Consider the following 24,325-nt stretch of genomic DNA (forward strand, 5'->3'; position numbering starts at 1 on the left):
CCGCGATCTCGTCAAACGGGTTCATGCTCATCTTCACATTCGCAAGATCAACACCAGTCCCGTCCGCCTTCACACGCGGCTTCACATTATAATCTATCACCCGCTTCACGGGTACAAGAAGTTTCATGTCATTACCTCCAGTTCGCGTCCACCCTGGGGAGTGTCATCGCCGCGCTACATGCGCGTTTTGCATGCTTTACGCAAGCGTAAGGCGGCAGCCTCGTTTGCCGTAGCGTCAAAGGCCGCCCATGCTGCGAATCAGGAAACCGCCTTCACCTGCGCCACGATCTTCTTGGCGGCATCGCCGAGATCATCGGCAGAGACGATCGGCAGACCGGAGCTGGCGAGGATATCCTTGCCCATATGTACGTTGGTGCCTTCAAGGCGCACCACCAGCGGGACCGAGAGGTTCACCTCCTTCGCGGCGGCGACGATGCCCTCGGCGATGATGTCGCACTTCATGATGCCGCCGAAGATGTTGACGAGGATGCCCTTCACGGCCGGATCGGCGAGGATGATCTTGAACGCCGCCGTCACCTTCTCCTTGCTGGCGCCGCCGCCGACATCGAGGAAGTTGGCCGGGAACATGCCGTTCAGCTTGATGATGTCCATCGTCGCCATAGCGAGACCAGCGCCATTGACCATGCAACCGATGTCGCCATCGAGCTTTATATAGGCCAGATCATATTTGCTGGCTTCCAGCTCAGCCGGGTCTTCCTCGGTCTCGTCGCGCAGCTCCATCAGGTCCGGATGGCGGAACAGCGCATTGCCGTCAAAGCCGACCTTCGCGTCGAGCACCAGAAGATTGCCCTGCTCGGTCACGGCGAGCGGGTTGATCTCGATCTGGCTGGCATCGGTGCCTAGGAACGCGGCATAGAGCGAGGAAGCGACCTTGGCGGCCTGCTTGGCGAGATCTCCGGTCAGCGAGAGAGCGGCGGCGATGCGGCGGCCATGATGCGGCATGAAGCCGGTCGCGGGATCGATGGCGATGGTGTGGATCTTCTCTGGCGTGCTGTGCGCAACCTCCTCAATGTCCATGCCGCCTTCGGTGGAGGCGACCATCGCGATGCGACCGGTGGCGCGGTCAACCAGCAGCGCCAGGTAGAACTCCTTGGCGATGTCCGCGCCATCCGTAACATAGAGGCGGTTGACCTGCTTGCCTGCCGGGCCGGTCTGGATCGTGACCAGCGTATTGCCGAGCATGTCGGTCGCCGCGGCCTTCACCTCGTCCAGCGTCTTGGCGAGGCGCACGCCGCCCTTGGCATCGGGGCCGAGCTCCTTGAACTTGCCCTTGCCGCGCCCGCCCGCGTGGATCTGTGCCTTCACGACATAGAGAGGGCCGGGGAGCTTGCCTGCGGCGGCAACAGCTTCCTCCACTGTGAACGCGGCATGACCGGCGGCGATCGGCGCGCCATATTTCGCAAGCAGTTCCTTGGCCTGATACTCATGAATGTTCATCGCGTGCTCCTGTGTCGGGCGAATTTATGATGGCGCCTCAAAGCACAGTGTAGCACGCGCGCATAGGAAGATTTCGCAAATGGACTTTGCAAAGTTGCAAAATGCGGTCTGAAATGGGCAAAGAAAAACCCGGATCGCCCCCCTTGAGCGATCCGGGCTTTCAGCGCTTAAGCGCCTGTTCCCTTTTATTGTGTCCATCCTCCCCATCGCGCCCCTGCAGTCGCGCTGGGGGCACGGTATCCCTGAACCATGGCCATTTTTTAAGTCCTATGTTCGATGGAAATCACTATGGCGAGAACCGGCTCTTGTCATCCTTCAAATTGGGTTAAGAATCATTTTTGCCGCGGTGCTGTGTCAATTTCGCCACAGGGCTGCGCGCCCCAATCGGCTTGCCAGCGTCCTTCCGTGTCCCTAGAGCTTTTCTGCGCGATGTCCGGAGGCAATACCCCATGATTCTGAGCCGTTTCGAACGGATGATCGCCAGACGCTATCTCCTGCCCGGCAAGGGCGAGGGCTTCATCTTTCTGGTGGCGGGGATCAGCCTTGTTGCGGTGATGCTGGGCGTCGCCGCACTGATCATCGTAATGAGCGTGATGAACGGATTCCGCGCCGAGCTTTTCGACAAGATCGTGGGGCTGAATGGCCATGCGGTGGTGCAGGGCTATGGCGGGCGCCTGCCAGACTGGCGGCAAGTGATGGCTGAAGCAAAGGCCACGCCCGGCGTCGTACGCGCCACGCCGCTGATCGAGCAACCGCTGCTTGCCAATTTCAATGGCAGGGTAGAGGCGGTGCTGGTCCGCGGCATGACGATGGACGACATCGGCACAAATGACTCGCTCAAGGGCAAGGTTAAGGTCGGCAGCATGGATAACCTCGCGCCGGGTCGCAACGTCATCGCCATCGGCGCGGGTTTGGCAGACAATCTCGGCGTGACGGTGGGCAACACGATCTCGATCATCAACCCGGCGGGCCGCGCAACGCCGTTCGGCACCGTGCCGCGCGAGATCGGCTATCAGGTCGGCGCGGTTTTCGAGATCGGCGTTTATGACTATGACAAGGCGTTTGTCGTGATGCCGATGGAAAATGCACAGCAACTGCTGCTGCTGGGCGATGTCGTCGGCATGATTGAGGTGACGACGAACGATCCCGACAATGTGGCGACTATCCTCGCCCCTCTGGCGGATAAGGTGGAGGGGCGCGCTGTTGTCACCGACTGGCGGCAGATGAATGCCTCGCTATTCGAGGCGCTGCAGGTGGACCGGATCGTCAGCTTCGTCGTGCTCTCGCTCATTATTCTGGTGGCGGTCTTCAATATCCTCTCGTCGCTCATCATGCTGGTGCGAGCCAAAACGCGCGACATCGCGATATTGCGGACGATGGGTGCGCGGCGCTCCTCGCTGCTCAAGATTTTCGTGACCGTGGGGGTGACAATCGGCTCGCTCGGTATGGCGGCGGGCGTGGTGATGGGGTTTGTCTTCCTGTTCTTCCGGGAGAAGGTGGTGGCCTTCATCCAGCTTGTCACCGGACAGAATATCTGGGATCCTTCGGTGCGCTTTCTGGCCGAGCTGCCCTCGCGCCCGGACCCGGTGGAGATCGTCGTCATCTGCCTGATGGCGGTGGGGTTCAGCTTCCTCGCTACGCTCTATCCGGCGTTCAAGGCCGCGAATACCGACCCGGTGCAGGTGCTGCGCTATGAATGAGCCGGTGCTGATCGTGCGCGACCTGAAGCGCGCCTTCACCCAGGGCGGGGTGACGATCGAGGTGTTGCGCGGCGTCAACCTCTCGATCGCGCGCGGAGAGATTGTGGCGCTGTTGGGGCCGTCCGGCTCCGGCAAATCTACACTGTTGCAGGCTGTTGGGCTGCTTGAGGGCGGTTTCGAAGGCTCAATCCGCATATTGGGCGAGGAGGCAGCCAAGCTGGGGGGCGACGAGCGCACTCGCCTGCGCCGCGATGCGCTGGGCTTCGTGTATCAGTTCCACCATCTGCTGCCGGATTTCACGGCTGCGGAAAATGTCATGCTGCCGCAGATGGTGCGCGATGTGGCGGATGCTGTGGCGATGGGGCGTGCGGCCGACCTGCTCGGCGCGCTCGGCCTGGCGCAGCGGATGGAGCATAAGCCGAGCCAGCTATCGGGCGGTGAGCAACAGCGCGTGGCCGTGGCGCGCGCGCTCGCCAACCGCCCGGCACTCGTGCTGGCGGATGAGCCAACCGGTAATCTCGACGAGCGCACGGCAGACGTGGTGATCGACGAGTTTCTGCGCCTCGTGCGCGAGGAAGGCAGCTCTGCCTTGGTCGCCACGCACAACGAGCGCCTTGCCGCGCGGATGGACCGCGTGGTGCGGCTGCACGAGGGGCTGCTAGAGTAAGACATTACAGCGCTTCGTTCAGGCTGCTCTGCGGCTGAGCAGGCGATCCAGCGACCATGCTCCGGCTCCCTTGGCGAGCAGCGGCAGCAACAGGCCCGTCCAGCTCAGATGCGTGGGCCATGCGTCGGGATAGACGAAAATCTGGATCACCAGCGTCATGCCGAGCAGACCCAGCGCCGCGCCGCGTGTACACAGGCCTAGCACCAACAAGATCGAAAACAGATGCTCCGAGATGGTCGCGGCATAAGCGGCAATGTGCGGAGGGATCAATGGCAGCGCATATTCGGTCGCGAACAGATCGAATGTGCCATCGGTAATTGTAAACCAACCCTCCACCTTGGCGCGACCGGAAAGGAAGAAAATTGCCGCTGCGCCAAGCCGCGCGATGAGTAGTAGCAATGACTCTGGCAATAGCCGTTCCGCAAGGTTCGCCGCGCCGGAATAGAGCGAGATGAGCGTCTTCATCAGTGCATCCTCCGTATCAGTTAATAGGAATGGCCCGGACGTAGGGGGGTGGTCGTCCGGGCCCAGAACAGGCGATTTGATGGGATCAGATCGACTGCTCTTATTCTTTGTTTTACCGCGATTTCTGAATCGTCCGATGATACCATCTGACTGGAAATCGCTCTCCAAGCATGGGGGCGCCTGTGCCGATCAGGCTTGTGGCGTCAGCGATCCCATACCCTTGGGGGTCTTGATCTTGGTGCAGGTGCCCGCCTTGACAGCCTTCCACGCGTTGCCCTGATAATCCTTGACCGAGGTGCCCGCGCAACTTGTGCCAGCGCCTGCCTTGCAGTCATTCTTGCCGGCAAGCGAGACGCCATAGCATTTTTCGGTCTTGGGCTTGTCGGCGGCATGCGCGACACTAACGAGAGTGAAGGCGAGGGCTGCTGCTGCTGCGGTCTGGGTGATGTTCATGATTGTGCTCCTGTCCGTGTGAATAGGGTTTGGGTGTCATGGGTCGCGGTGCGGCCCGGTTGACGAGGAGCAATTCGGCAGTCCTTCCCGAATGGTTACATTATTTATTTTTTCCATTTCGCTGGTTGAAGTGTAACCATTCGTCCTTCGCAAACGAAGGGTTGAGCGGGAGCACAAATGCGGGCCAGCGAAACACAGCTCAAGGCATGGATGATAGGCGGGCTGGATGGCGACGCTGCATGTCAGGCGCGCCTGTTGCGCGCGCTCGTTCCCATATTGGAAGCATTTTACAGGCGGCGGATGCAAGATGGGCAGGGCGACATCGACGATCTGATTCAGGAGACGCTGATTGCTGTGCATACGCGCCGGGCGACCTATGACCGGGAACGTCTGTTCAGTGGCTGGCTGTTTGCGATCGCGCGGTACAAGATGATCGACCATTTCCGCAGAGGGGGCCGCACCTGCACGATGGAGGGCCTTGAAGACATCCTCATCGCCGAAGGATTTGAGGATGAGAGTGGTGCGCGGATGGATATCGATCGGCTGTTGGGTGAGCTGCCCGCAAAGCAGGCAGAGGCTATTCGCGCCACCCGGCTTGAAGGGCTGAGCACGGTCGAAGCCGCAACGCGGGCTAATATAGGCGAATCTGACGTAAAAATATCGGTGCATCGTGGGCTGAAGGCGCTCGCGGCCCGCATAAGAGGCGATGTGACATGAATACCGATCAACTCATAGAGGCTCTTGCCAGCGACGTTGCGCCCGTGTCTCGCCATGCTGTCGGGCGCCGCCTTGTCGCGGGGATAGCATTGGGGGCCATAGGTACGATACTGTTGATCGGCCTGTGGCTTGGCTTTAATCCGCAACTTGATGTCGCCATGCGCCATTACTCGTTCTGGGTAAAATGGGGCTATACCCTCTCGCTTGGCATCTGCGCGGTGGTGGCGACAACGCGGCTTGCCCGGCCAGACAGCGGCACGCTCGGCTGGCTGTGGGTCATGGCGCTTCCTGTGGCTTTGCTCACTGCCATTGGCATTTTCGAGATGAGCCGGGTGCCGTCTGCGCAATGGCTCGCCATGTGGCTGGGGGAGACCTGGAGCGTCTGCTCTTCGATCGTCTTCATGCTGTCGTTGCCGATCTTCGGCGGCTTGCTCTGGTCCTTCCGCCGCCTCGCTCCCACGCGGTTGCGCGCTGCCGGGGCGACGGCAGGGCTAACGGCGGGCGCTTGGGCGGCTACGCTCTATTGCCTGCACTGCCCGGAAGTCTCCGCGATTTTCGTACTCACATGGTATACTCTGGGTATCAGCCTTGCGACTCTGGCGGGTGCTGTTCTCGGCCCGCGCCTGATGCGCTGGTAATTTTGGCAGGCGCTGTAACCAGCCTCCTGATCCACCCGAATAACAGAGGCCGACCCGGCATACGTATTTTCAGGAGACCAGTATGAACAGTTTGAATTCCGGCATCAGCCTTGCCACCAGCGCCGCCCTCGTCGCTGTTGCCGCCGCCGCGGTTGCCGCCCCGGCCGTTGCCGCTGCTGCAGACGCTGACAAGCAGGTTCACTGCTATGGCATCAATACCTGCAAGGGCACGTCGGACTGCAAAACCGCGCATAATGACTGCAAGGGCATGAACGAATGCAAGGGGCATGGTTTCAAGACCATGACCGCAAAGCAGTGCAAGGCCGCTGGTGGCAGCCTGACCGAGCAGAAGTAATTTGCGCTGCGTGTCGTCGCTTCATCCGAGGCGGCGACACCAGCATGTCGGAGGTGCCTGATGTCCGCCCCGTCTTTTTCCGGCTTTGGCCTTGGCCTGCGCAAACCGCATTATGCCGAATTTCTGGAAACCGATGTTCCGGTCGATTTTGTCGAGGTCATTTCCGAGAATTTCATGATCGACGGCGGGCGCCCGCGCGATATTCTGCATAAGGTGCGAGAGCGCTATCCGATAGCACTACATGGCGTATCCATGTCTGTCGGTTCGGCGCATGGGCTGGATCGTGCTTATCTATCCCGTTTGCGCGCGCTGGTGGATGAGATAGAACCTTTGTTCGTGTCGGACCACTTAAGCTGGTCGCGCACTCCGGCGTTCAACTCCCACGATCTTCTCCCTATCCCCTATACTCTTGAGGCGCTCGATATCGTCTGCGTCAACATATCTGAGGCGCAGGATGCTCTGGGCCGGACGATGCTGATCGAAAATCCGTCCAGCTATATCAGCTTCGCGCAATCCGAAATGACCGAGTGGGATTTCCTCCACGCCGTCAGCGACCGCACTGGCTGCGACCTGCTGCTCGATGTCAACAATATCTATGTCAGCGCGGTCAATCATGGCTTTGATCCTTTCGCATACACTGCCGGGATGCCCATGGACCGTGTGCGCCAGATCCATCTCGCCGGGCACAGTCAGGGAGAAACCCTGCTGATCGACACGCATGACAAGCCGGTGCCTGCGCCTGTGTGGTCATTGTTCGCGCATGTTATGGAGCGCGCCGGGCCTGTCGCTGTGATGATTGAGCGTGATGATGATATTCCTCCACTTGCCGATCTGATGGCCGAACTCGACATGGCGCGGGCGCTGTTGCCAGAGAAAGCGGCGGCATGAGCCTGCTTGCGCTCCAGAGCGATTTTCGTGAGTGGCTTACAACCGGCTCTGATGATGTTGCCGCCCGCTTCGAGCCTGAGGCGCAGGCCGGGCTTCTGGTCTATCAGAACAATTATCGTGCATCGCTGATGGCCTGCCTTGAGGAAAGCTTCCCGCAGACGCTCGCATGGATCGGCAATCAACCGTTTCGATCCGTCGCCGCGACCCTGATTGACGCTCGTCCGCCGGATAGCTGGTCACTCGATCATTATGCCGCGCATTTACCCGCCGCACTGTCCGCGTGTTTCCCGGATGATCCCGAAGTCGCGGAACTGGCTGTGCTGGAACAGGCGCTCACGGACGCGTTTGTCGGGCCGGATGCTGCCGCGCTCGCATCCGGTCAACTGGCCAGCATAGATTGGGACATCGCCATGCTGCGCCTTGTCCCTACCGCTCGGCTGTTAACGGTCTTCACCAACGCGGCGGCGATATGGTCGGCATTGTCGTCGGATCGGGAGCCGCCATCACCCGAAACCTTGGCCGTACCCGCTATTTTACTCGTCTGGCGCGCGGGGCACACGTCCTGCTTTCGCGTTCTTGACGCAGTTGAAGACCAACTGGTGCGTGACATGCTCGAAGGCATAGCATTTGCCGATGTCTGCACCCGGTTGGTCGAGGCGTTTGGCGAGGCGGATGGCATCAAAACGGCAGGCACTTGGTTGGCGCGCTGGGCTGCAGAAGGCCTGCTAGACCGTTTTCATCTGGCTCAATCAATGAGTCCTCATCCTAAGCTACCTATGGATTCGCGCGGGAATGGCGCGCCATCCAACTCGTAGTTGTGTACGAAATCTTGCGGGACTTCAGGTCCCCAACTCGCTAGCGCATCCTCCATGCTGTAGTTCGTGGGTGTCCAAGCGGAATAATCGTCTATGTGGTCGATATCGGCATAATATTCGAACCAGGAGCCCCAGGGGTCCTGAATATAGTGAAAGAAGTTCGATCCGATAGTGTGCCGCCCGAAGCCCCAGTCGCCAAGGCCCGCCTTTGCGAGCAATGCGCGACCACCCCGGCCGACTTCATCTGGGTCGGCCACCTGGAAGCTGGCATGGTGGAATCCAATGCCGCCTGATTTGGCAAAGGCGATAACATGGTGGTCGCTGTCGTTGCGTGTGCAGGTAAACGCAATGATGTCCTGTGCCCGGTCGGCTAACCCCATTCCAAAGGCTTGAGTTACAAATTCGACGCTTGCCAAGACGTCGGGCGTAAAAACAAGCACATGGCCGAGCCGCAATGGCCTGACGGGTAGATAGCTTTGCTTCGGCATGATGGCTGAACGGCGCTTGCGCACAATACGACCCGGTCCGTTGATCTCGAAGGGGGTGGGTGGGATCGCCAGATCGCTGTCAGCAGGATGTTCGCAAAGGTGAAACATCATGCCGTGGGGGTCACGCACCCAAAGCCCTTCCGGTGCGAAGCCGGCAGGCGCGTCAGTCACCAGTCCACCCAGGCTAGGGATGGCTGTGGCGATTTCATCGAGACGTTCTGCGCGAAGCTGAATGTGATGAATGCGCTTCCGAGGTGCGCCGCCAACAAGGACGATTGACGCGCGATCCTGCGTCTCGCACCGCATATAGGCGCGGTTGCCTTCCACCGTAGCACTGAGCCCGGCATCGGAATAAAAGCGCACACCCGCTTCTATGTCAGGAATTTCGAGCGTGACCGATAATAACCCCAGTACCGCCATGACATCCTCTCCTCTGGTCAGACCTTTGCGACCCTATTTTCAATCGCACCTATTGATTCCACCTCGCAACGGATGAGGTCGCCCGGCTGCAGAAACACTTGTGGCTCCATGCCGACACCGACGCCTTCAGGCGTTCCGGTGGCGATCAGATCCCCACTTTCCAGTGTGAAGGCGGTTGATAAGTAAGAAATCTGCGCCCACAGATTATGGATCATGTTGGCGGTATTGTTGTCCTGCCGGAGCTCACCATTGACCCAGCTCCGCAGTCTCAGTGCGTGAGGGTCGGCAATTTCATCTGCGGTTACGATCCAGGGACCGATCGGGCCATGCGTATCGAATGATTTGCCCATCGTGAAGGTTGGCGAGTGAAATTGCCAGTCGCGTGCAGACACGTCATTGCCGACACAATAGCCGAAAATATGGGCCGGTGCCTCAGATTCGGTTACGCCCTTGGCCGGCTTGCCGATTACAGCAACCAACTCGACTTCATAATCAAGCTTTTCGGTCACTCCCTGCTCGATTTCGTCATAGGGTCCGATAATGCATGTGGTCTGTTTGTTGAACCAAACCTGGTGCTTGCTGCGGGCAATGCCGAGCTTGTCCGCCTCTTCCAAGTGCTTGGCATAGTTCATGCCTATCGCGAGATACTTGCCAGGGCGCTCGATGGGCGGGAGTAGCTTGACAGCGTCGAGTGTCAAAACAGGCTTGGCGCTCGCAACGATATTCTTCAAAGCGGCAAGGGCATCCTCACCGCCTTCAATGATTTCGCGGATCGAGCGCCAGGGCGCTCCAGCCGCAACTAGGTCGATAACGCCTTGTTCCTTGAGTGCGCCGATGCGCGTTTCACCATCATGGCTGTAACGAATGAGCTTCATATCACATGCTTCCTGCAAGAGTTGGTGTGTTCTGTTTTCAGTCGGGCTGGGTTGCCAAGAGCGCCGCCGCCGTGGCGAACCCCGCAGCCCTTAGATCCGACAAGAAATCATCAATCAATGATTGCAGATCGTCGGATGTGCCAGCCCCCCCATAAACATAGAAATCCGGTCGGACTAACATCGCAATCCAGCCATTAGTCTCGAAAAAGGCGTCCATCCTGCCATCAAGATCAACGACTCCGCCCGGTGTATACTGATCGAATGATATGATTCTCACATCGAGTGCGATAAGTGTCTGGATTACCTCAGGACTCAGTAATGAATGGGGGTCCACCCCGCGACAGTGAAGCGCAAAATTGGACTCAATAAGCGCATCGAGGCGCATGTGATTGCCATTTCGCGATATTGTTACATGGGGCGACAGCAATCCCGCGCCCTTGGCAAGAGAGCCGTCTTCTGCCCGTCGCACGATCCCTGATGTAAGGGAAGGGAACGGAGGAGGAGGCTCTGCAGAACCATCGAGAAAGGCCTTGTCACGTTCGGCAGCAGCCTGACTGTCAGGGATGCAGATTATCTTCCCCAGATAGATCGAAATGTCGGTAACCTGGCTAACGTGTGGGCGTCGTTCGATTTCGTAGGTATCAAGCAGGCTGTCGTCCGCCTTGCCATCGAGAATGAAACCAAGTTTCCATGCCAAATTCCAGGCGTCGCGCATGCCCGCGCACATGCCTTGGCCCATAAAGGGCGGCATCACATGGGCGGCATCGCCCGCAACCATAATCCGCCCTGCTCGCCACTTGCTGGCCATCAATGAGCGGAAGTTGTATACCTTGTGACGCACGATTTCGATATCATTGGGGCCGGCCCAGCGTTCGAGCAGGCTCCAGACCTTTTCCTCGCTTTCCAGATCCTCGATCCGCTCTCCGGGAAGCCGCATGAATTCCCAGCGGCGGAAAACCTTGTCGCCGCGGATGCCTGCCGGTACGATGGTGGTAGGACGGACAGGATTGCAATATTGCCCCGCTGCGGGAAGCCCCAGCTTTTCGATCGTCACACCATCTTTCAGCATCACGTCGATGACCAGCCAGTCCGCCTCGAAACCGCGATCTTCACGTTCGCCGCCAATCGTTTCGCGCACCAGTGAATTGGCACCGTCACAACCCACCAGATATCGCGCGGAAATGGTCTTTTCCTCGCCGGTTTCACAATGGCGCAGGCGAGCGTGGACGAGATTATCATCCTGCGTCACCTCTGTCATTTCCCAGCCGAGATGCAGATCAACCGTTGGTTGCTTGGCGACGGCATCGTCCAGCGCCTGCTCAAGTGTCGGCTGATGGACGAAATTCACTTCTGGCCCACCCGATATAGATGGTGACGACCAATCGATCACCAGCAACTCATTCCAGTCGGCGTTAAACCATTGATATAATGGCCCTGGCTGAGTGACTGATGGCAGGATTTCCCCCATGCCGTTGGCGGCCAGCACCCGATACAGTTCGTGATCAATGCAAACGGCGCGGGGAAGCGGATAACGCGTCGTCCAGCGCTCGACGACGGCGACATGGCGACCTTGGCGACCCAGCATCAATGCCAACGATTCACTGACGGGGCCGTAGCCCACCTGGACAACGTCATAAACGTCGATGCTCATGTCACTCCCACTCCCCTAGGCTTGAACTTATAATGTCCTGATTGTCATAATGACAGTAATGATATTACTAAGTCAAGGCAGTATCTGCGATAAATATGCTGCTTCATCGAGATATCCGTTCGGATGAGTGCCCTTTGACAACAGCCATAGTAGTGGCCCGCTGCTCCGCCGTGGCATTGAGCTGAGCGTTGACCGCGAGGAAAATGCTGCTACTTCGTTCTGGCAATGACTAGCAAGGCAGGGCAAAAAATCATGGTGCCGCGGCAGAAATCCGCGCTTGCCGGGCCGGTAGACACGGTCCCGCAGGAGGATCATCGTGTTCGCGTGGCGCGCGAGAAGCGGAAGCGGATGCGTGCGCATCTTATGCAATCGATCATCGCAGTTTGCTCTGGACGCAAGCTGACAGGTTCAACCGTAATTGAAGACGTCGTGCGTCATGCCGAGGTGTCTCGCGGAACGTTCTACAAATATTTCGAAACGCTCGATGAAGCTGTTATCGAAATTGCTTCTGAGCTGGCCGAGGAAATGACCGTCGGCATAGCATCGGTATATGACGTCCTCGATGATCCAATTTTGCGCACGGCAACCGGCTTTCAGACGTTTCTTTCGCGCTCTTTGATTGATCCGAATTGGGGCGCTTTCATCATCCATCTGGATTTGCTGAATGGAGAGCAGAACCAGATCGCGAGCAAAGTCAAAGGTGATATTCGGTTGGGTATCCAGACTGGCGATTATTTCGTCAAGTCTGTCGATACGGCGGCTGATTTGTTGATGGGGGCAAAACACGAGGCAATCCGGCGGATTATCGCCGGGCAGCACGATGTAAGTTATATACATGATATGGCAGCAATGGTGCTCAAAAGCTTCGGGGTGTCACATCATAAGGCAGAGAAATCTGTGGCCCACAGTTTCCAAAGACTGTGTGACCTAGCACCAGATAAATTGGCGTGGTGGAAAACCGGCGGCCCCGCTGCACAGTTTCGGCCTGATATATAGCCAGTACGGCTAGGCATCGACGATGCCAGCATGGGGCTTTTCTCAATTTCTGGTTTATCCTTGATAGAATGAAGCTCTGCGCATGTGCGATTGGGGCACAGACGCCTTCTTGTGATGCTCATTCACGGCCATAATTCGCGGCGAGAATCTTTTCGATTGACATCATAAAAGCATTAGTGTCATTTTGACATCAATGAAACTCAAGATGCCCAAGTCGGCACACTGCAAGAATGAGTTCAGAAATCGGGAGAGGTGGCTTTGAACATAGACCGGAGAGGTGCGATCGGGATCGGTGTTGCGGCACTGTCTTCGTTGTCGTTTGCCCCTTTGGGGGCGGCCGCACCTTCGGCTAGAAAGCCTAACATCGTGTTCATCATGGCCGACGATCTCGGTTATGCCGATCTTAGCTGCTATGGTCGTCAGGACTATAGGACGCCAGCCGTTGATCGTCTTGCGCGCGAAGGCGTCCGGCTCACTCAAGCTTATGCAAATTCACCGGTATGTTCGGCAACCCGCATCGCCTTGATGACCGGCAGGTATCAGTACCGTCTTCGGGCCGGATTGGAAGAACCGTTGACTCCGGCCAGTAGCTACGGTTTGCCGCCGGAGCAACCGACGCTTCCATCGCTGTTGCGCAATACAGGCTATCACACCAGCCTTATCGGTAAATGGCATATGGGAGCGCTGCCCGATTATGGCCCATTGAAAAGTGGTTATGACGAATTTTGGGGCATACGCGGCGGCGGCGTGGATTACTTTTCGCATGCTGCGTTGGGTCAAGCGGATCTGTGGGATAATGATCGCCCTGTTGCTGAGGTCGGCTATCTGACCGATCTTATCGGGCAGCGCGCTCTCGATATGATCGAGCGTCGCTCTGCAGATAAGGATCCCTTTTTTCTGTCCTTGCATTTCACCGCACCGCACTGGCCGTGGGAAGGTCCGGAAGATGCAGCCGTGTCCGAACGCCTGAGCAAGGACAAGACTCTGAGTGCTTTGGCCCATTTCGATGGCGGTGACATGGCCACCTATGCCGCCATGGTCGTTCGCATGGATTATCAGATCGGTCGTATTCTGGATCTGCTTGATCGCAAGGGCATTGCAGACAACACCATCGTCATATTCACCAGCGATAACGGCGGAGAGCGGTTTTCCAATGTGTGGCCTTTCACGGGCAGGAAGGGAGAACTACTGGAAGGGGGACTCCGTATTCCTGCTGTCGTCCGCTGGCCGGGCAAGATACCGGCGGGTTCAGTCAGTGAGCAAGTCACCATATCGATGGACTGGTTGCCCACGCTGCTTGGCGCAGCTGGCGTCAATTTGCCGATGGATGCATCTTCGGACGGCATCAACATCATGCCATCTTTGTCTGGCAAAAGCGGAGCCGTCGATCGCACGCTGTATTGGCGCTACCTCAATTTCGATCAGCAGGCGTGCCGCATGGGCAACTGGAAATATCTGAAGATTCTGAACGAGGAGTTCCTCTTCGATGTCGTTGCCGATCCACTCGAACGTGCGAACCTGAAGGCGCGTTATCCGTCGATTTTCGCTCAGCTCACGGCATCTTATCATTCATGGAACAGGGAGATGCTACCGCTCGATCCCAAAGCCTTCACTCACGGCTTTTCAGGGAAGGAAATGGCCGACCATTTTGGTGTGAAGTCGCCGGTCATGCACAGCGGAACTATTGATTAGTTTATGATCAAATGCCGCTTCAGAGACAATTATTCACGGTTTTTTCTACAACACACAGAGTTCGGGGAGAGAGAAATGAACATGACAGATAAACTTTACGCATCGGTATCGTTACTGCCGTGCCTGATGTTTTCAGGCATGGCGTTTGCACAGGAGGCTAACCCCACAGCGGCGGCATCCGGCGCAGAACCGGCAGCCGAGCAGGCTGCACCGTTTGAAGGTGAGATCATCGTCACCGCACAGCGCCGTGAAGGCACGGTTCAGGACACGCCGTTGGCTATTGCCGTTCTGTCTGGCAGTCAGATGGCGGCAGCTCAGATTAACGATCCTACCAAGCTGACCAATGTGACTACCGGCGTGCAACTATCGACTGTCGGCCAGCAGCTTGCACTTTTTGTTCGTGGTGCGGGCGCACCCGTGGCGAACGTCAGAGCGGACCCGGCGGCGGCCTATTCAATCGATGGTATTGCCATCGCCAGGCCGGTATCGGTTAACGGCGCTTATTATGACCTTGCACGGGTTGAAGTCGTGAAGGGGCCGCAGGGGACGCTCTATGGTCGAAATTCAACCGTTGGCGCGATCAACATCATTACCAACCGGCCAAGTTTTAAACTGGAAGGGAGTGCAGAGATCGAAGCGGGGAACTACGATCTCTTTCGTGGTGAAGCGATGCTGAACGTGCCTCTGTCTGATACGTTTGCCATGCGCGGCGCGGTGCAGGCGACGAAGCGCGATGGCTATCTGTCCAACGGATATAATGACGCGGACAATTACGCCGGTCGTTTGCGTGCGCTTTACCAGCCTTCGAGCGACATCTCCCTTCTGTTGACCGCCAGCTACTATCGCGACCACGGAAAGGGATCGGGAGACGTATCGCTGAACTCGCCGAATGGCACGGTATTTACAAATGACCCATGGTTCGTGAAGGCAGGCCCGCCTAACTTTTTTGACCAGGTTCCAACGGACGGCAATCAGAACCTGAAAAGCCTGATTCTGAGTGCCGAGCTTGAGGCTGATCTGGGCTTTGCGACCCTTACGGTTATCCCAGCCTATCTCGACACGAGCTACCTTGCTCATACCTACACCGGTGGTTTTGAGCAGCGCATCGACAACGATGACAAGCAGAAAAGCGTCGAAGTGCGATTGGCGTCTCCAGCTAATCAGGCAGTCAGCTGGATCCTTGGGGGGCTGTATCTTGACGATAAACAGGATGGCTACACAGACATTGGGTCGCGTCCCGGAATTCTTCAGCGCGAACAGACCAACAAGCTCAGCCTTAAATCCTATGCTGCATTTGGTCAGGTAACAGTGAATCTGAGCGACCAGTTCCGGATCACGGGTGGCGCGCGTTATTCCAATGAAACCAAGGATCTGGACGGGTTTGTGCAAATCCTGACCTTGAGCCAGGTTCCTGTGCCGGGCCAGCCTGTGCTGCCCTCCATTGGTCACCGCAACTTCGAAGATATCAGCTACCGTGTGGGTCTGGAGTATGATGTATCGCCGGATAGCCTGCTGTATGCCTCAATCGCAACTGGATATAAGGCGGGCGGATTTAATGTCGGGCTCCCCCCTGTAAATCCGGGCGATCTTCCTAACAGCTTCGATCCGGAAAACATGACCGCTTTCACAATTGGCTCGAAGAACAGCTTCGCAAATAAGCGCGTTCGTCTCAATGTGGAGGCATGGTACTGGGATTATCGCGATGTCCAGCAGGTTCAATTCGGCTTCGTTAACCCGCGTCCCGCGTTTGCCCTCGTGACCTATAACGCAGCAAAGCAGGAAAGCTATGGCGCGGAAGTTGATGCCTCGGTCCGGATCGGGGATGGCGGCACCTTGAGTGGAAACCTGACCTATACACGTTCCACCTGGAAGGAGTTCGCTTTGCCCGGATTTGTGTTCGGTCCCTTTAACATTCCCGCCAGCAACCTGAGTGGCGCAGACACTCCATTCGCGCCGAAATGGGCAGCCAACCTGTCTTACACACACGCGTTGGAAACCGCTAACGGCGGCGTGATAACACCGGGTATTCGCACGCGTATCCGCAGTGCGCAGACATTGAACACAACAGGTGTGATCGGCAGCCGGGTAAAAGGCACTATGTCGACGGATATCTGGGTGACTTACCAGTCACCGGATTCGGCGATAGAAGTCCAGCTGTATGCCAACAACCTTGAAGACGAACCTGTCTTCAGCTTCTCTGGCGTGACGCCGGCAGGCCATTGGGGGCGGCCGGGCAACCCCCTCACCTTTGGTATTCGCGCCAAGACGAAATTCTGATCGATTGGCGGTCCCCGGTGCACATCGCCTGCGCCGGGGATTTTCAGTGTGACAGGTGAAACATTTTATCAGACAGTTTCGCGCGGTTGTAGCCAGGGATCTCGCCACCAGCCCAGGCGATCAGGTGCTGCACCCCGGATGAAGATTGTCGCCTCTGTCACCAGTGCGCTGGCTTCCTCGCGCTCTACGCCCAGCCCGATAAGTATCATCGACATCATGCCGTCCACAAATTCGCGGCGTACGTCTGCGGATCGTGCATTGGAACGGATGGCTTCCCGCATCGCTCCGATAGCCAGTGTTCGAGCTGCAACAGCGTCATCGAAACGGACTTCGCCATTAGCAGAGGCTTCCGCAAGATGCCGGGTTATTCCGTTGAACAGAGCGCCTTCGGCACGCAGCATATCGCTATGAGCGACGAAAGCCGCCCAGGTTCTGTCGAGCACGCTGCGCATCAGAAACAGATGCACCGAAATCGTAAACAGCATGACCGGTCGCTTCTGATCACCAACGAGATGCTTGAGACTTTCGATCATCTCATCAACAAGGTCGCTGGCGCGTCGCTCTATCGCCTCATCGACCGAGACGAAATATTTGTAAAACGTCGCGCGAGATACATCTGCACGCACGATGACTTCGTCAACCGAAGGCGGGCCAGCCAGTACATGATCCGCATAGCACTCCATCGTTGCTTGTAACAGCCGCTCGGTCATGCGCTCCCGGCGTATTTTCGCCACGCGGACCCGATGGTCCTCACTATCCATTATCTCGATCGTTTCCATCGCACCCCGGCTAGCATCAATTCGCGGATCCGCAAATGGTCGTTCATATGCCTCGCAAGGCGCAGGAGAATTTCGGCACTGCCTGCTCGGCCTCAAGTCAGTCCACCTATGGATTTCATATTGATCATTGTGTCGTTTTTGTAAATGGTGCGAGAACAAGGCGAGACAGGCGACCATTGAGGAGAGACTATGACTGAAATTGAAGCCACGCGCCGTGAGGCGCTGCTGGGTACGGCTGTGATCGGGTTGGGCCTCTCGGCCAACACCGCTTCGGCTGGCGGGGCACCGATTGTCGCCAAGGCCGAGGACAAGGTCGGGGAACCGACAGGTGAGGCGAAGATGCCGATCATCTGCCTTGAAGAGCATGTCAACGACATTGCGATCGCTCAGGCAACCAGGACCGCCTTTGTAGCACAGATTCCTTATTTCGCGGGTTTGGGCAGCCGTTATCGAGAGGATCCAGCCCGTTTTTCTCCTGATCGGCCAAGTCTGACATTTGTTCCGGACTCGATTAAGGTTGCGACCGCGCCGATCGAGGTCCGTCTTGCGGCGATGGATGCAGCCGGAATCGACATGCAGGTCATGTCACTCAGCAATGCGCCGCAACTTGCGCCGGTCGGGCAGGCAAACGCCTTGATCAAAGCCACCAATGATCGGCTTGCGACCGCTGCCGCGGCCCATCCTGCACGGTTCTCCGCTTTTTTCACTCTCCCATGGCAAGATCCGGACGCCGCAGTGCGCGAAGCAGAGCGCTGTGTGAAGGAGCTCAAGCTGCCGGCGACCTTGTTAAGTGGCCGTCCTCACGATGAAAAATTCATTGACGATGAAAGCTTCGATGCGGTCTTGGCACAGCTGGCGCGGCTCGATGCACCGATCTACATTCACCCTGGTGCCCCGCTGGAAGCCGTGCGAGAGCCCTATTATGGTGGCTTCAACGCGGAAGTGGAGGCGCGTTTCCCGCTCTTCGGGTGGGGCTGGCATCACGAGGCGGGAATTCAGGTTATTCGCCTGATTCTCTCCGGCGCTCTCGATCGTCATCGCAATCTCAAGATAATCAGCGGGCATTGGGGTGAAATGGTGCCATTTTACCTTCAACGCCTGGATGACACCATGCCGCGTGAAGTAACCGGACTTTCGCGCACCATCAGCCAGACCTATCGCGATCAGGTGTGGGTAGGGCCAAGTGGAATGCTCGATCTCCCCCACTTTCTATTCATACGCGAGATTATGGGGATTGAGCGGGTCGTCTTCTCTATCGACTACCCATATCTGACGATGAACGGGGCGCGTGCGTGGCTGGAAAACTTGCCAATACCCCATCACGAAAAGGAAGCGTTCGCATGGCGTAACGCCAGCAACTTGCTGGGTGTTAACCTCGTTGTCGATGGTTCTAACGGTGTCGCTTGACGATCCCGATATTCACTGATAGAACAAAATAGACAAATAATCTATTATGAGGAGTCTCCGAATGGCAACGGTTACTAGTCTTCCCAATGCGCCAGCAGCGCCCAGCGTAGTCGATAAAGTGCGCGCACTCGTTCCCGAACTGCGTGCGGCACAGGCAGAGTCAGACCGGCTAGCCAGGCCGCCGGCCCATATCGTTGAAAAACTGCGCGAGGCTGGCGCCTATAAATTGACCGTGCCGGCGCAATATGGCGGCCTCGAAGCAAACATGAAAACGTGGATGGACACCGTCGTCGAAATCGGACGTGGCGATGCCGGTGTCGCCTGGGCGGTTACCCTGGTCACATCCTGCAACTGGGCCTTTTCTAGCTATTTTCCAAAGCACATTGTCGATGAGGTATTTGCTGACCCCAATGCGACGCTGGCGGGGATTTTCACGGGACGCGCGGTTAAAATCAAACCGGTCAAGGGCGGCATACATGTCGAAAAGGGCACCTGGTTTTTCAATTCCGGGGTCTACGAGGCGACGTGGGATTTGCTCGGCGTGCCCATGTTCGACGCTGACGGAAATGAGATAGGCCCAGGAATCGCGCTGGTCCCGATGAGCGATGTGAAGTTGCTCAACGACTGGAATACGAGCGGAATCAGGGGCAGCGGCAGCACCAATGTCGCGATGGAGGACGTCTTCATTCCGAATGAACGGATCATACCTCTCGTGCCGATCGCCGACGGAACCTACCCCCGGACACATATGGGCGCTGCTCCACGCGTAGCGTTCATGCCACTGATGGCCAGCATCCTGTCCTATCCACTGATTGGCGCGAGCCAGCACATGGTGGAGTATTTCCTCGAAACGCTTCCTAAGCGGGACATCAAACTTACGCCTTATACGAACGCCGCAGAAGCACCGGTCACCCATCTTCAGATCGGAGAGGCCACCGCCAAAATAGAAGCCGCACGGCTGTTGATCGAGGATGGGGTGCGAGAGATGGACGACTGGTCGTACAGGGCCGAATATATGCCGATAGAGCTACGCGCGAAAATCCGTCGCGACACCGCATTCGCCGAACGGCTTATGTGGGAGGGTGTAGACCAACTCGGCACCGTCAGCGGTGGTTCCTTCTCATGGTTGAGCAATATTGGCAATAGGTTGTGGCAGGATGTTAAAGTGGGCACCCTCCATCCATTGATATCCGCCCCCAGCAACTATGAGATGTATGGACGGATGATTGCGGGTGTTGAGCCGCCACTCATGCTGATTTGAGTGGAGCATAGTCTGATAACTCTGCCAAGCTTCAATCAGCGTCTATGCCTTGGCGGGGCCGTATAAAACTCGTGATCAAGCAATGAGTTGCGCAGCGGCCCGTCGAAGCGTTCATTGCAGCATTTGCCTATGCGGAGCCAGTCGCGTTGCAGGCCCATATGGGCTGAATCCCAACAGCCCCAAATCTACAGAGCTATCAGACTGCTGATGCCCTTGCTGCCGGCCGGTTCGTGCCAGTACTGGCGGATCATGCCTCTGTGTCCTTGCCAGTCAATCTGTTGTTCCAGGGAGCCTGTGCTACAATGCCTGTAGTTCACTTGTTTATCCGGGCAATGAAAATGCAGGCTTGTATCAAGGCTTGGGCCTAGTGCGTTCCGCGCCGCGGTCGGTTCCACATCATGCCGCCTTTTCCTCACGATCAAAATCTTCAAGCGCTTCGGTTGCCTTCAGCCACTCTTGCTCCGCCAACTCTACACGAGCATCTATGTCCGCCCGGCGTTTCAACAATTCGGTCATGGTGAGACCGGCCAATGTGGCATCCACTGAGGATGGGTCGAACATAGCCCTGTCGATGGATGTGCGCAGTTCAGTCAGCTGGCTAAACTCGTTCTCGGCTTTTTTGACGCTGTCACGCAACTTCCGCTCTTTCTCGCGCGCCGCGACCGCGGAACGACGGTCTGCCTTGCGGTCTGACTTGGCTGATTTGCCTGTTCCGCCTGCACCGCCGCCGCGTCCCAACACGAAATCGGTGTAATCCTCCAGCGATCCGTCATAGGGCTGCGCCTGCCCGCTATCGACCAGCACCAGCCGGTCTGCGACCAACTCGATCATGTGGCGATCATGGCTAACGATCACAACGGCGCCGGAATAGCTGTTCAACGCCTGCACCAGCGCCTCGCGGCTGTCGACATCTAGGTGGTTCGTCGGCTCGTCTAGGATCAGCAGATGCGGCGCGTTGCGGGTGATGAGCGCTAAAGCAAGCCGCGCCCGCTCTCCGCCCGATAACGAGCCGACCTTCTGCGTCGCGCGCTCGCCCGAAAAGCCAAAGCGCCCCAGTTGCGCGCGCACCGCGCCCTGTGTCGCGCCTTTCATTGCGCGGGTCATATGCTCCAGCGGGGTATCGCCCGTGTCCAGTTCCTCCACCTGATATTGCGTGAAATAGCCGACGCTCATCTTGCCGGATGACGCCATCTCGCCTTCCATCGGCGTTAATTGCGCGGCGAGCAGGCGCGCGAGCGTGGTCTTGCCATTGCCGTTCTTGCCGAGCAGAGCGATGCGGTCATCCGGGTCGATCCGCAGGTTGAGGCGCTGGAGAATTGGCGTTTCGCTATAGCCCACAGCCGCCATATCGAGGGTGATGAGCGGCGGCCGCAAAGCGGGCGGATCGGGGAAGGCGAAGGACAGCGAGGGATCTTCGAGCGCGGCGGCAATCGGCTGCATCCGTGCCAGCGCCTTGGCGCGCGATTGCGCCTGCTTGGCGGTGGAGGCACGGGCGCTGTTGCGGGCGACATAATCCTGCAACTTGGCGCGCTCGGCGTCCTGCTTTTCCCTGGCGGCGGCAAGCTGCGCCAGCCGCTCGGCGCGCTGCCGTTCAAACGCGTCATAGCCGCCGGGATAGAGCGTCACCTTGCCGCTCTCCAGATGCAGGATATGATCGACGACATTGTTCAACAGATCGCGCTCATGGCTGATGACGAGGATCGTGGCGCGATACTCCTTGAGGAAATTTTCCAGCCATAGCGTCGCTTCGAGATCGAGGTGGTTCGATGGCTCGTCGAGCAGAAGCAGGTCTGGCGCGGAGAACAGCAGCGCCCCCAGCGCCACGCGCATTTTCCATCCACCTGAGTAGCTGTCCAGAGGCCGGTTCTGCATTTCTTCGTCGAAGCCCAACCCCAGCAGGATACGGCCGGCGCGGGCGGGGGCGCTGTAAGCATCGATTGCGATCAGCCGGTCATGCACATCGCCCAGCCGGTCTGGGTCTTCGCACGTCTCGCTTTCGGCCAGCAACGCAGCACGTTCAGTGTCGGCGGCGAGCACAGTTTCGAAGGGTGTCGCGCTACCACTGGGCGCTTCCTGTGCGATATAGCCCAGCCGTGTCCCACGCGGCATCTCTATGCTGCCACCATCCGGCTCGATCTGCCTGATGATCGCCTTCATCAGCGTGGATTTGCCCGCGCCGTTGCGGCCGATCAGCCCCACGCGTGAGCGCGGCGGCAGTGCTGCAGTGGCGCGATCGAGGATAGTCCGTCCGCCAAGACGAACCGTGATGTCATTAAAGCTCAGCATCGCGCGCCGTTAGCACAGCCATGCAGGAGATAGCTATTTTTCATTATGCATAGATTCAGCCCATATGGGCCTGCAAAGCCTGATTTTCTGTGCTTCGGTGCTCACGTGCCTTAAGTACGCTGCGTTGAATCGAGTCACGTGCCTCGATTCAAGATGCTCGAAAATCAGACTTTTCGCCTCCATCTGGACTGAATCTTGACAGCCATCAGACCATCATTGTGCGCACAGGGCCGGTCACGCGGTGGCGACATGCTCCGCGATCACATCCAGAAACGCCTGACCATACGCCTCTCGCTTGCGCTCACCCACGCCGGTGATTCGGGCAAGATCGGTAGCAGAGCGGGGGCGTTGCTCCGCCATTTCGCGCAAGGTGCTGTCATGGAAGATCACATAAGGCGGCACGCCCGCCTCGATCGCGAGCGCACGGCGGCAGGCCCGCAACGCCTCGAACAGCGGATCGTCGGCGGGGTTGATGTCATTGTTGCGTCGCCCCCGTTTTGCCCGCGTGGGGGGTAGCACCAGTGCTATCGCCTCCTCGCCGCGCAGATAGCCCCGCGCCTGGGGGCCGAGCATCAGTCCGCCATGCTCGTTGGTCTGCAGGGCATCACGCACAAGCAGGGCACGCGAAACGGGCTTGAGCATCGCAGCCTCATCGTGCCCGACAATACCATAGACGGTGAGCTTGTCGTGGTGGCGCTGGATGATCTTGTCGTTGCTCTTGCCGGTCAGCACCGCTTCGATGTGAGTGAGGCCGAAACTCTGGCCGGTACGATAGACGGCGGAGAGCAGCTTTTGCGCGGTGGTGGTGGCGTCGATGCTGGCGGGCGGGGAAAGGCAATTGTCGCAATTGCCGCAGATCTGCGGCGGGTCTTCGCCAAAATGCCGCAACAGCACCGCGCGCCTGCACCCTGCTGTTTCGACCAACGCCCCCAGCGCGGCAATGCGCGCTCGTTCGCCCTGCTGGCGGGCCTGTTCAACCTCGGTGATGCGCTGACGGGCACGCACGAAATCTTCGGCGCCCCAGAGCAGCGTTGCCACCGCTGGGCTGCCATCGCGCCCCGCACGTCCGCTTTCCTGATAATAGCTCTCGATCGACTTGGGCAGCCCCGCATGAACGACGAACCGCACGTCAGGCTTGTCGATGCCCATCCCGAATGCGACCGTGGCGACCATCACCATATCCTCGCTGGTGATGAATGCGGCTTGATTTCTTGCCCGTACTTCCGGAGCCAGACCCGCATGATAGGGCAGGACTGGCCGTCCTTTCGCTCCCAGGCTCGCAGCCAGCTTTTCGGTCGCCGCACGGGTCTGGGTGTAGATGATGCCGGGGCCGGGGTTCGAAGCCAGGATGTCGCCGATTTGCCGTCCCGGCCCATCGCGCGGCTCCACAACGTAGCGGATATTGGGTCGGTCGAACCCGGAAATGATGAGACCGTCATCCGGGATGCCGAGCTGTGCCAGAATGTCTTGCCGCGTATGGGCATCGGCGGTGGCGGTTAGTGCAAGGCGGGGCACTTGCGGGAAACGATCCAGCAGCGGCCGCAACAGACGATAGTCCGGGCGGAAATCATGCCCCCATTCGGAAACGCAATGCGCTTCGTCGATCGCGAAGAGGCAGATCCGCGCGCGCTCCAGCAAGGCGCGAAACCCCTCGTTGCTCGCCCGCTCTGGCGCGACATAGAGCAGATCGAGATCACCCGCGAGCAACTGGCCCTGCGTTTCCCGCCAGTCCTCGTCCACCGATGTCAGGCTCGCCGCGCGGATACCGAGCGCGCGCGCCGAACGCAGCTGATCATGCATCAGTGCAATCAGGGGAGAGACGACGACGCAGCATCCCTCCATGGCGACGGCAGGCAATTGATAACAAAGCGATTTGCCCGCACCGGTCGGCATAACGGCCAGCGTGCGCTGGCTGGCCATGACCCGATCTATCACGCTCTCCTGAACGCCTCGAAACGTCTCGAACCCAAATATATCATGGAGTATTTTGAAAAGATTGATGCGCATCGTCCGCGGCTATAGGGAGCCTGGTGTGCA

At 58.1% G+C, this 24,325-nt stretch carries 21 protein-coding genes and 1 pseudogene; 12 read left to right on the forward strand and 10 right to left on the reverse strand.

Annotated elements, in window-relative coordinates; translation table 11 throughout:
* Both EQG66_RS04140 and sucC read right to left on the reverse strand, forming a co-directional pair.
* Positions 1 to 127 (reverse strand): annotated as a pseudogene (locus EQG66_RS04140) (electron transfer flavoprotein subunit beta/FixA family protein); the annotation flags it as partial.
* Positions 128 to 258: 131 nt separating this feature from the next.
* On the reverse strand, positions 259 to 1,458 hold the full coding sequence (gene sucC / locus EQG66_RS04145; RefSeq protein WP_129403290.1) for an ADP-forming succinate--CoA ligase subunit beta: 1,200 nt from the start codon (positions 1,456 to 1,458) through the stop codon (positions 259 to 261).
* 449 nt (positions 1,459 to 1,907) lie between these two features.
* On the opposite strand from sucC, the gene EQG66_RS04150 reads away from it, so the two are divergent.
* Entirely contained in the window at positions 1,908 to 3,158 is a 1,251-nt protein-coding gene (locus EQG66_RS04150) for a lipoprotein-releasing ABC transporter permease subunit (protein ID WP_129403291.1), read from the forward strand.
* Positions 3,151 to 3,825 carry an ABC transporter ATP-binding protein gene (locus tag EQG66_RS04155; RefSeq protein WP_129403292.1) on the forward strand — a complete coding sequence of 225 codons (675 nt, stop codon included), beginning with the start codon at positions 3,151 to 3,153 and terminating at the stop codon, positions 3,823 to 3,825. The genes EQG66_RS04150 and EQG66_RS04155 overlap by 8 nt, the downstream gene beginning before the upstream one ends.
* Before the next feature lie 18 nt (positions 3,826 to 3,843).
* Here the strand turns inward: EQG66_RS04155 and EQG66_RS04160 are convergent, their stop codons facing one another.
* Entirely contained in the window at positions 3,844 to 4,290 is a 447-nt protein-coding gene (locus EQG66_RS04160; RefSeq protein WP_129403293.1) for a DoxX family protein, read from the reverse strand.
* A gap of 189 nt (positions 4,291 to 4,479) precedes the next feature.
* The gene (locus tag EQG66_RS04165) at positions 4,480 to 4,743 is read right to left on the reverse strand and encodes a BufA1 family periplasmic bufferin-type metallophore (protein WP_129403294.1); all 264 of its coding nucleotides are present in this window, start codon (positions 4,741 to 4,743) and stop codon (positions 4,480 to 4,482) included.
* 177 nt (positions 4,744 to 4,920) lie between these two features.
* On the opposite strand from EQG66_RS04165, the gene EQG66_RS04170 reads away from it, so the two are divergent.
* From EQG66_RS04170 to EQG66_RS04190, 5 genes are all read left to right on the forward strand, one after another.
* The gene (locus EQG66_RS04170) at positions 4,921 to 5,460 is read left to right on the forward strand and encodes a sigma-70 family RNA polymerase sigma factor (protein WP_129403295.1); all 540 of its coding nucleotides are present in this window, start codon (positions 4,921 to 4,923) and stop codon (positions 5,458 to 5,460) included.
* On the forward strand, positions 5,457 to 6,098 hold the full coding sequence (locus tag EQG66_RS04175) for a DUF1109 domain-containing protein (RefSeq protein WP_129403296.1): 642 nt from the start codon (positions 5,457 to 5,459) through the stop codon (positions 6,096 to 6,098). Before EQG66_RS04170 ends, EQG66_RS04175 begins: the two co-directional genes overlap by 4 nt.
* An 82-nt stretch (positions 6,099 to 6,180) precedes the next feature.
* Positions 6,181 to 6,453 (forward strand): BufA2 family periplasmic bufferin-type metallophore, encoded by a 273-nt coding sequence (gene bufA2, locus EQG66_RS04180; protein WP_129403297.1) that lies wholly within the window; start codon positions 6,181 to 6,183, stop codon positions 6,451 to 6,453.
* 60 nt (positions 6,454 to 6,513) lie between these two features.
* Entirely contained in the window at positions 6,514 to 7,341 is an 828-nt protein-coding gene (bufB, locus tag EQG66_RS04185) for an MNIO family bufferin maturase (protein WP_129403298.1), read from the forward strand.
* Positions 7,338 to 8,156, forward strand: a complete 819-nt coding sequence (locus tag EQG66_RS04190) for an HvfC/BufC N-terminal domain-containing protein (protein WP_129403299.1) — start codon at positions 7,338 to 7,340, stop codon at positions 8,154 to 8,156. The genes bufB and EQG66_RS04190 overlap by 4 nt, the downstream gene beginning before the upstream one ends.
* Here the strand turns inward: EQG66_RS04190 and EQG66_RS04195 are convergent.
* The 3 genes from EQG66_RS04195 to mhpA are packed head-to-tail and all read right to left on the reverse strand — an operon-like array spanning position 8,102 to position 11,590.
* Positions 8,102 to 9,064 carry a VOC family protein gene (locus tag EQG66_RS04195; protein ID WP_129403300.1) on the reverse strand — a complete coding sequence of 321 codons (963 nt, stop codon included), beginning with the start codon at positions 9,062 to 9,064 and terminating at the stop codon, positions 8,102 to 8,104. The genes EQG66_RS04190 and EQG66_RS04195 overlap by 55 nt on opposite strands.
* 17 nt (positions 9,065 to 9,081) lie before the next feature.
* Entirely contained in the window at positions 9,082 to 9,939 is an 858-nt protein-coding gene (locus EQG66_RS04200; RefSeq protein ID WP_129403301.1) for a fumarylacetoacetate hydrolase family protein, read from the reverse strand.
* A gap of 37 nt (positions 9,940 to 9,976) precedes the next feature.
* Positions 9,977 to 11,590, reverse strand: a complete 1,614-nt coding sequence (gene mhpA / locus EQG66_RS04205; RefSeq protein ID WP_129403302.1) for a bifunctional 3-(3-hydroxy-phenyl)propionate/3-hydroxycinnamic acid hydroxylase MhpA — start codon at positions 11,588 to 11,590, stop codon at positions 9,977 to 9,979.
* Positions 11,591 to 11,815: 225 nt separating this feature from the next.
* Here mhpA and EQG66_RS04210 point away from each other — a divergent pair, with 225 nt between their 5' ends.
* From EQG66_RS04210 to EQG66_RS04220, 3 genes are all read left to right on the forward strand, one after another.
* Positions 11,816 to 12,586: a TetR/AcrR family transcriptional regulator gene (locus EQG66_RS04210; protein WP_129403303.1), complete on the forward strand. Its 771-nt coding sequence runs from the start codon at positions 11,816 to 11,818 to the stop codon at positions 12,584 to 12,586.
* A gap of 252 nt (positions 12,587 to 12,838) precedes the next feature.
* Positions 12,839 to 14,278, forward strand: coding sequence for a sulfatase family protein (locus tag EQG66_RS04215; protein ID WP_129403304.1), 1,440 nt, complete (start codon positions 12,839 to 12,841; stop codon positions 14,276 to 14,278).
* A 75-nt stretch (positions 14,279 to 14,353) separates the two neighbouring features.
* Positions 14,354 to 16,555 (forward strand): TonB-dependent receptor, encoded by a 2,202-nt coding sequence (locus tag EQG66_RS04220; protein WP_164975580.1) that lies wholly within the window; start codon positions 14,354 to 14,356, stop codon positions 16,553 to 16,555.
* A gap of 68 nt (positions 16,556 to 16,623) precedes the next feature.
* Here EQG66_RS04220 and EQG66_RS04225 read toward each other — a convergent pair whose 3' ends face one another.
* A complete protein-coding gene (locus EQG66_RS04225) occupies positions 16,624 to 17,316 on the reverse strand; it encodes a TetR/AcrR family transcriptional regulator (protein WP_129403306.1) in 693 nt (230 codons plus the stop codon).
* 207 nt (positions 17,317 to 17,523) lie between these two features.
* Here EQG66_RS04225 and EQG66_RS04230 point away from each other — a divergent pair, with 207 nt between their 5' ends.
* Both EQG66_RS04230 and EQG66_RS04235 read left to right on the forward strand, forming a co-directional pair.
* A complete protein-coding gene (locus tag EQG66_RS04230) occupies positions 17,524 to 18,741 on the forward strand; it encodes an amidohydrolase family protein (protein WP_220428633.1) in 1,218 nt (405 codons plus the stop codon).
* Between the two features lie 61 nt (positions 18,742 to 18,802).
* Positions 18,803 to 20,002: an acyl-CoA dehydrogenase family protein gene (locus EQG66_RS04235; RefSeq protein WP_164975581.1), complete on the forward strand. Its 1,200-nt coding sequence runs from the start codon at positions 18,803 to 18,805 to the stop codon at positions 20,000 to 20,002.
* Positions 20,003 to 20,398: 396 nt separating this feature from the next.
* Here EQG66_RS04235 and EQG66_RS04240 read toward each other — a convergent pair whose 3' ends face one another.
* Together EQG66_RS04240 and recQ are read right to left on the reverse strand one after the other, a co-directional pair.
* A complete protein-coding gene (locus EQG66_RS04240; RefSeq protein ID WP_129403308.1) occupies positions 20,399 to 22,288 on the reverse strand; it encodes an ABC-F family ATP-binding cassette domain-containing protein in 1,890 nt (629 codons plus the stop codon).
* 234 nt (positions 22,289 to 22,522) lie between these two features.
* Positions 22,523 to 24,295 (reverse strand): DNA helicase RecQ, encoded by a 1,773-nt coding sequence (gene recQ, locus EQG66_RS04245; RefSeq protein ID WP_129403309.1) that lies wholly within the window; start codon positions 24,293 to 24,295, stop codon positions 22,523 to 22,525.
* Positions 24,296 to 24,325 lie beyond the last annotated feature (30 nt).

It is taken from the genome of Sphingobium fluviale (genome assembly GCF_004122115.1).
In the GTDB taxonomy this organism is placed as follows: Bacteria; Pseudomonadota; Alphaproteobacteria; order Sphingomonadales; family Sphingomonadaceae; genus Sphingobium; species Sphingobium fluviale.

What these genes read in the sequence shown, in the direction of transcription:
- mhpA (WP_129403302.1), bottom strand. Translation starts at nt 11,590, where the DNA reads ATGAGCATCGACGTTTATGACGTTGTCCAGGTGGGCTACGGCCCCGTC.
- bufA2 (WP_129403297.1), top strand. Translation starts at nt 6,181, where the DNA reads ATGAACAGTTTGAATTCCGGCATCAGCCTTGCCACCAGCGCCGCCCTC.
- EQG66_RS04155 (WP_129403292.1), top strand. Translation starts at nt 3,151, where the DNA reads ATGAATGAGCCGGTGCTGATCGTGCGCGACCTGAAGCGCGCCTTCACC.
- EQG66_RS04240 (WP_129403308.1), bottom strand. Translation starts at nt 22,288, where the DNA reads ATGCTGAGCTTTAATGACATCACGGTTCGTCTTGGCGGACGGACTATC.
- sucC (WP_129403290.1), bottom strand. Translation starts at nt 1,458, where the DNA reads ATGAACATTCATGAGTATCAGGCCAAGGAACTGCTTGCGAAATATGGC.
- EQG66_RS04160 (WP_129403293.1), bottom strand. Translation starts at nt 4,290, where the DNA reads ATGAAGACGCTCATCTCGCTCTATTCCGGCGCGGCGAACCTTGCGGAA.
- recQ (WP_129403309.1), bottom strand. Translation starts at nt 24,295, where the DNA reads ATGCGCATCAATCTTTTCAAAATACTCCATGATATATTTGGGTTCGAG.
- EQG66_RS04230 (WP_220428633.1), top strand. Translation starts at nt 17,524, where the DNA reads ATGACTGAAATTGAAGCCACGCGCCGTGAGGCGCTGCTGGGTACGGCT.
- EQG66_RS04220 (WP_164975580.1), top strand. Translation starts at nt 14,354, where the DNA reads ATGAACATGACAGATAAACTTTACGCATCGGTATCGTTACTGCCGTGC.
- EQG66_RS04170 (WP_129403295.1), top strand. Translation starts at nt 4,921, where the DNA reads ATGCGGGCCAGCGAAACACAGCTCAAGGCATGGATGATAGGCGGGCTG.
- EQG66_RS04195 (WP_129403300.1), bottom strand. Translation starts at nt 9,064, where the DNA reads ATGGCGGTACTGGGGTTATTATCGGTCACGCTCGAAATTCCTGACATA.
- EQG66_RS04210 (WP_129403303.1), top strand. Translation starts at nt 11,816, where the DNA reads ATGACTAGCAAGGCAGGGCAAAAAATCATGGTGCCGCGGCAGAAATCC.
- EQG66_RS04165 (WP_129403294.1), bottom strand. Translation starts at nt 4,743, where the DNA reads ATGAACATCACCCAGACCGCAGCAGCAGCAGCCCTCGCCTTCACTCTC.
- EQG66_RS04190 (WP_129403299.1), top strand. Translation starts at nt 7,338, where the DNA reads ATGAGCCTGCTTGCGCTCCAGAGCGATTTTCGTGAGTGGCTTACAACC.
- bufB (WP_129403298.1), top strand. Translation starts at nt 6,514, where the DNA reads ATGTCCGCCCCGTCTTTTTCCGGCTTTGGCCTTGGCCTGCGCAAACCG.
- EQG66_RS04225 (WP_129403306.1), bottom strand. Translation starts at nt 17,316, where the DNA reads ATGGATAGTGAGGACCATCGGGTCCGCGTGGCGAAAATACGCCGGGAG.
- EQG66_RS04150 (WP_129403291.1), top strand. Translation starts at nt 1,908, where the DNA reads ATGATTCTGAGCCGTTTCGAACGGATGATCGCCAGACGCTATCTCCTG.
- EQG66_RS04235 (WP_164975581.1), top strand. Translation starts at nt 18,803, where the DNA reads ATGGCAACGGTTACTAGTCTTCCCAATGCGCCAGCAGCGCCCAGCGTA.
- EQG66_RS04200 (WP_129403301.1), bottom strand. Translation starts at nt 9,939, where the DNA reads ATGAAGCTCATTCGTTACAGCCATGATGGTGAAACGCGCATCGGCGCA.
- EQG66_RS04175 (WP_129403296.1), top strand. Translation starts at nt 5,457, where the DNA reads ATGAATACCGATCAACTCATAGAGGCTCTTGCCAGCGACGTTGCGCCC.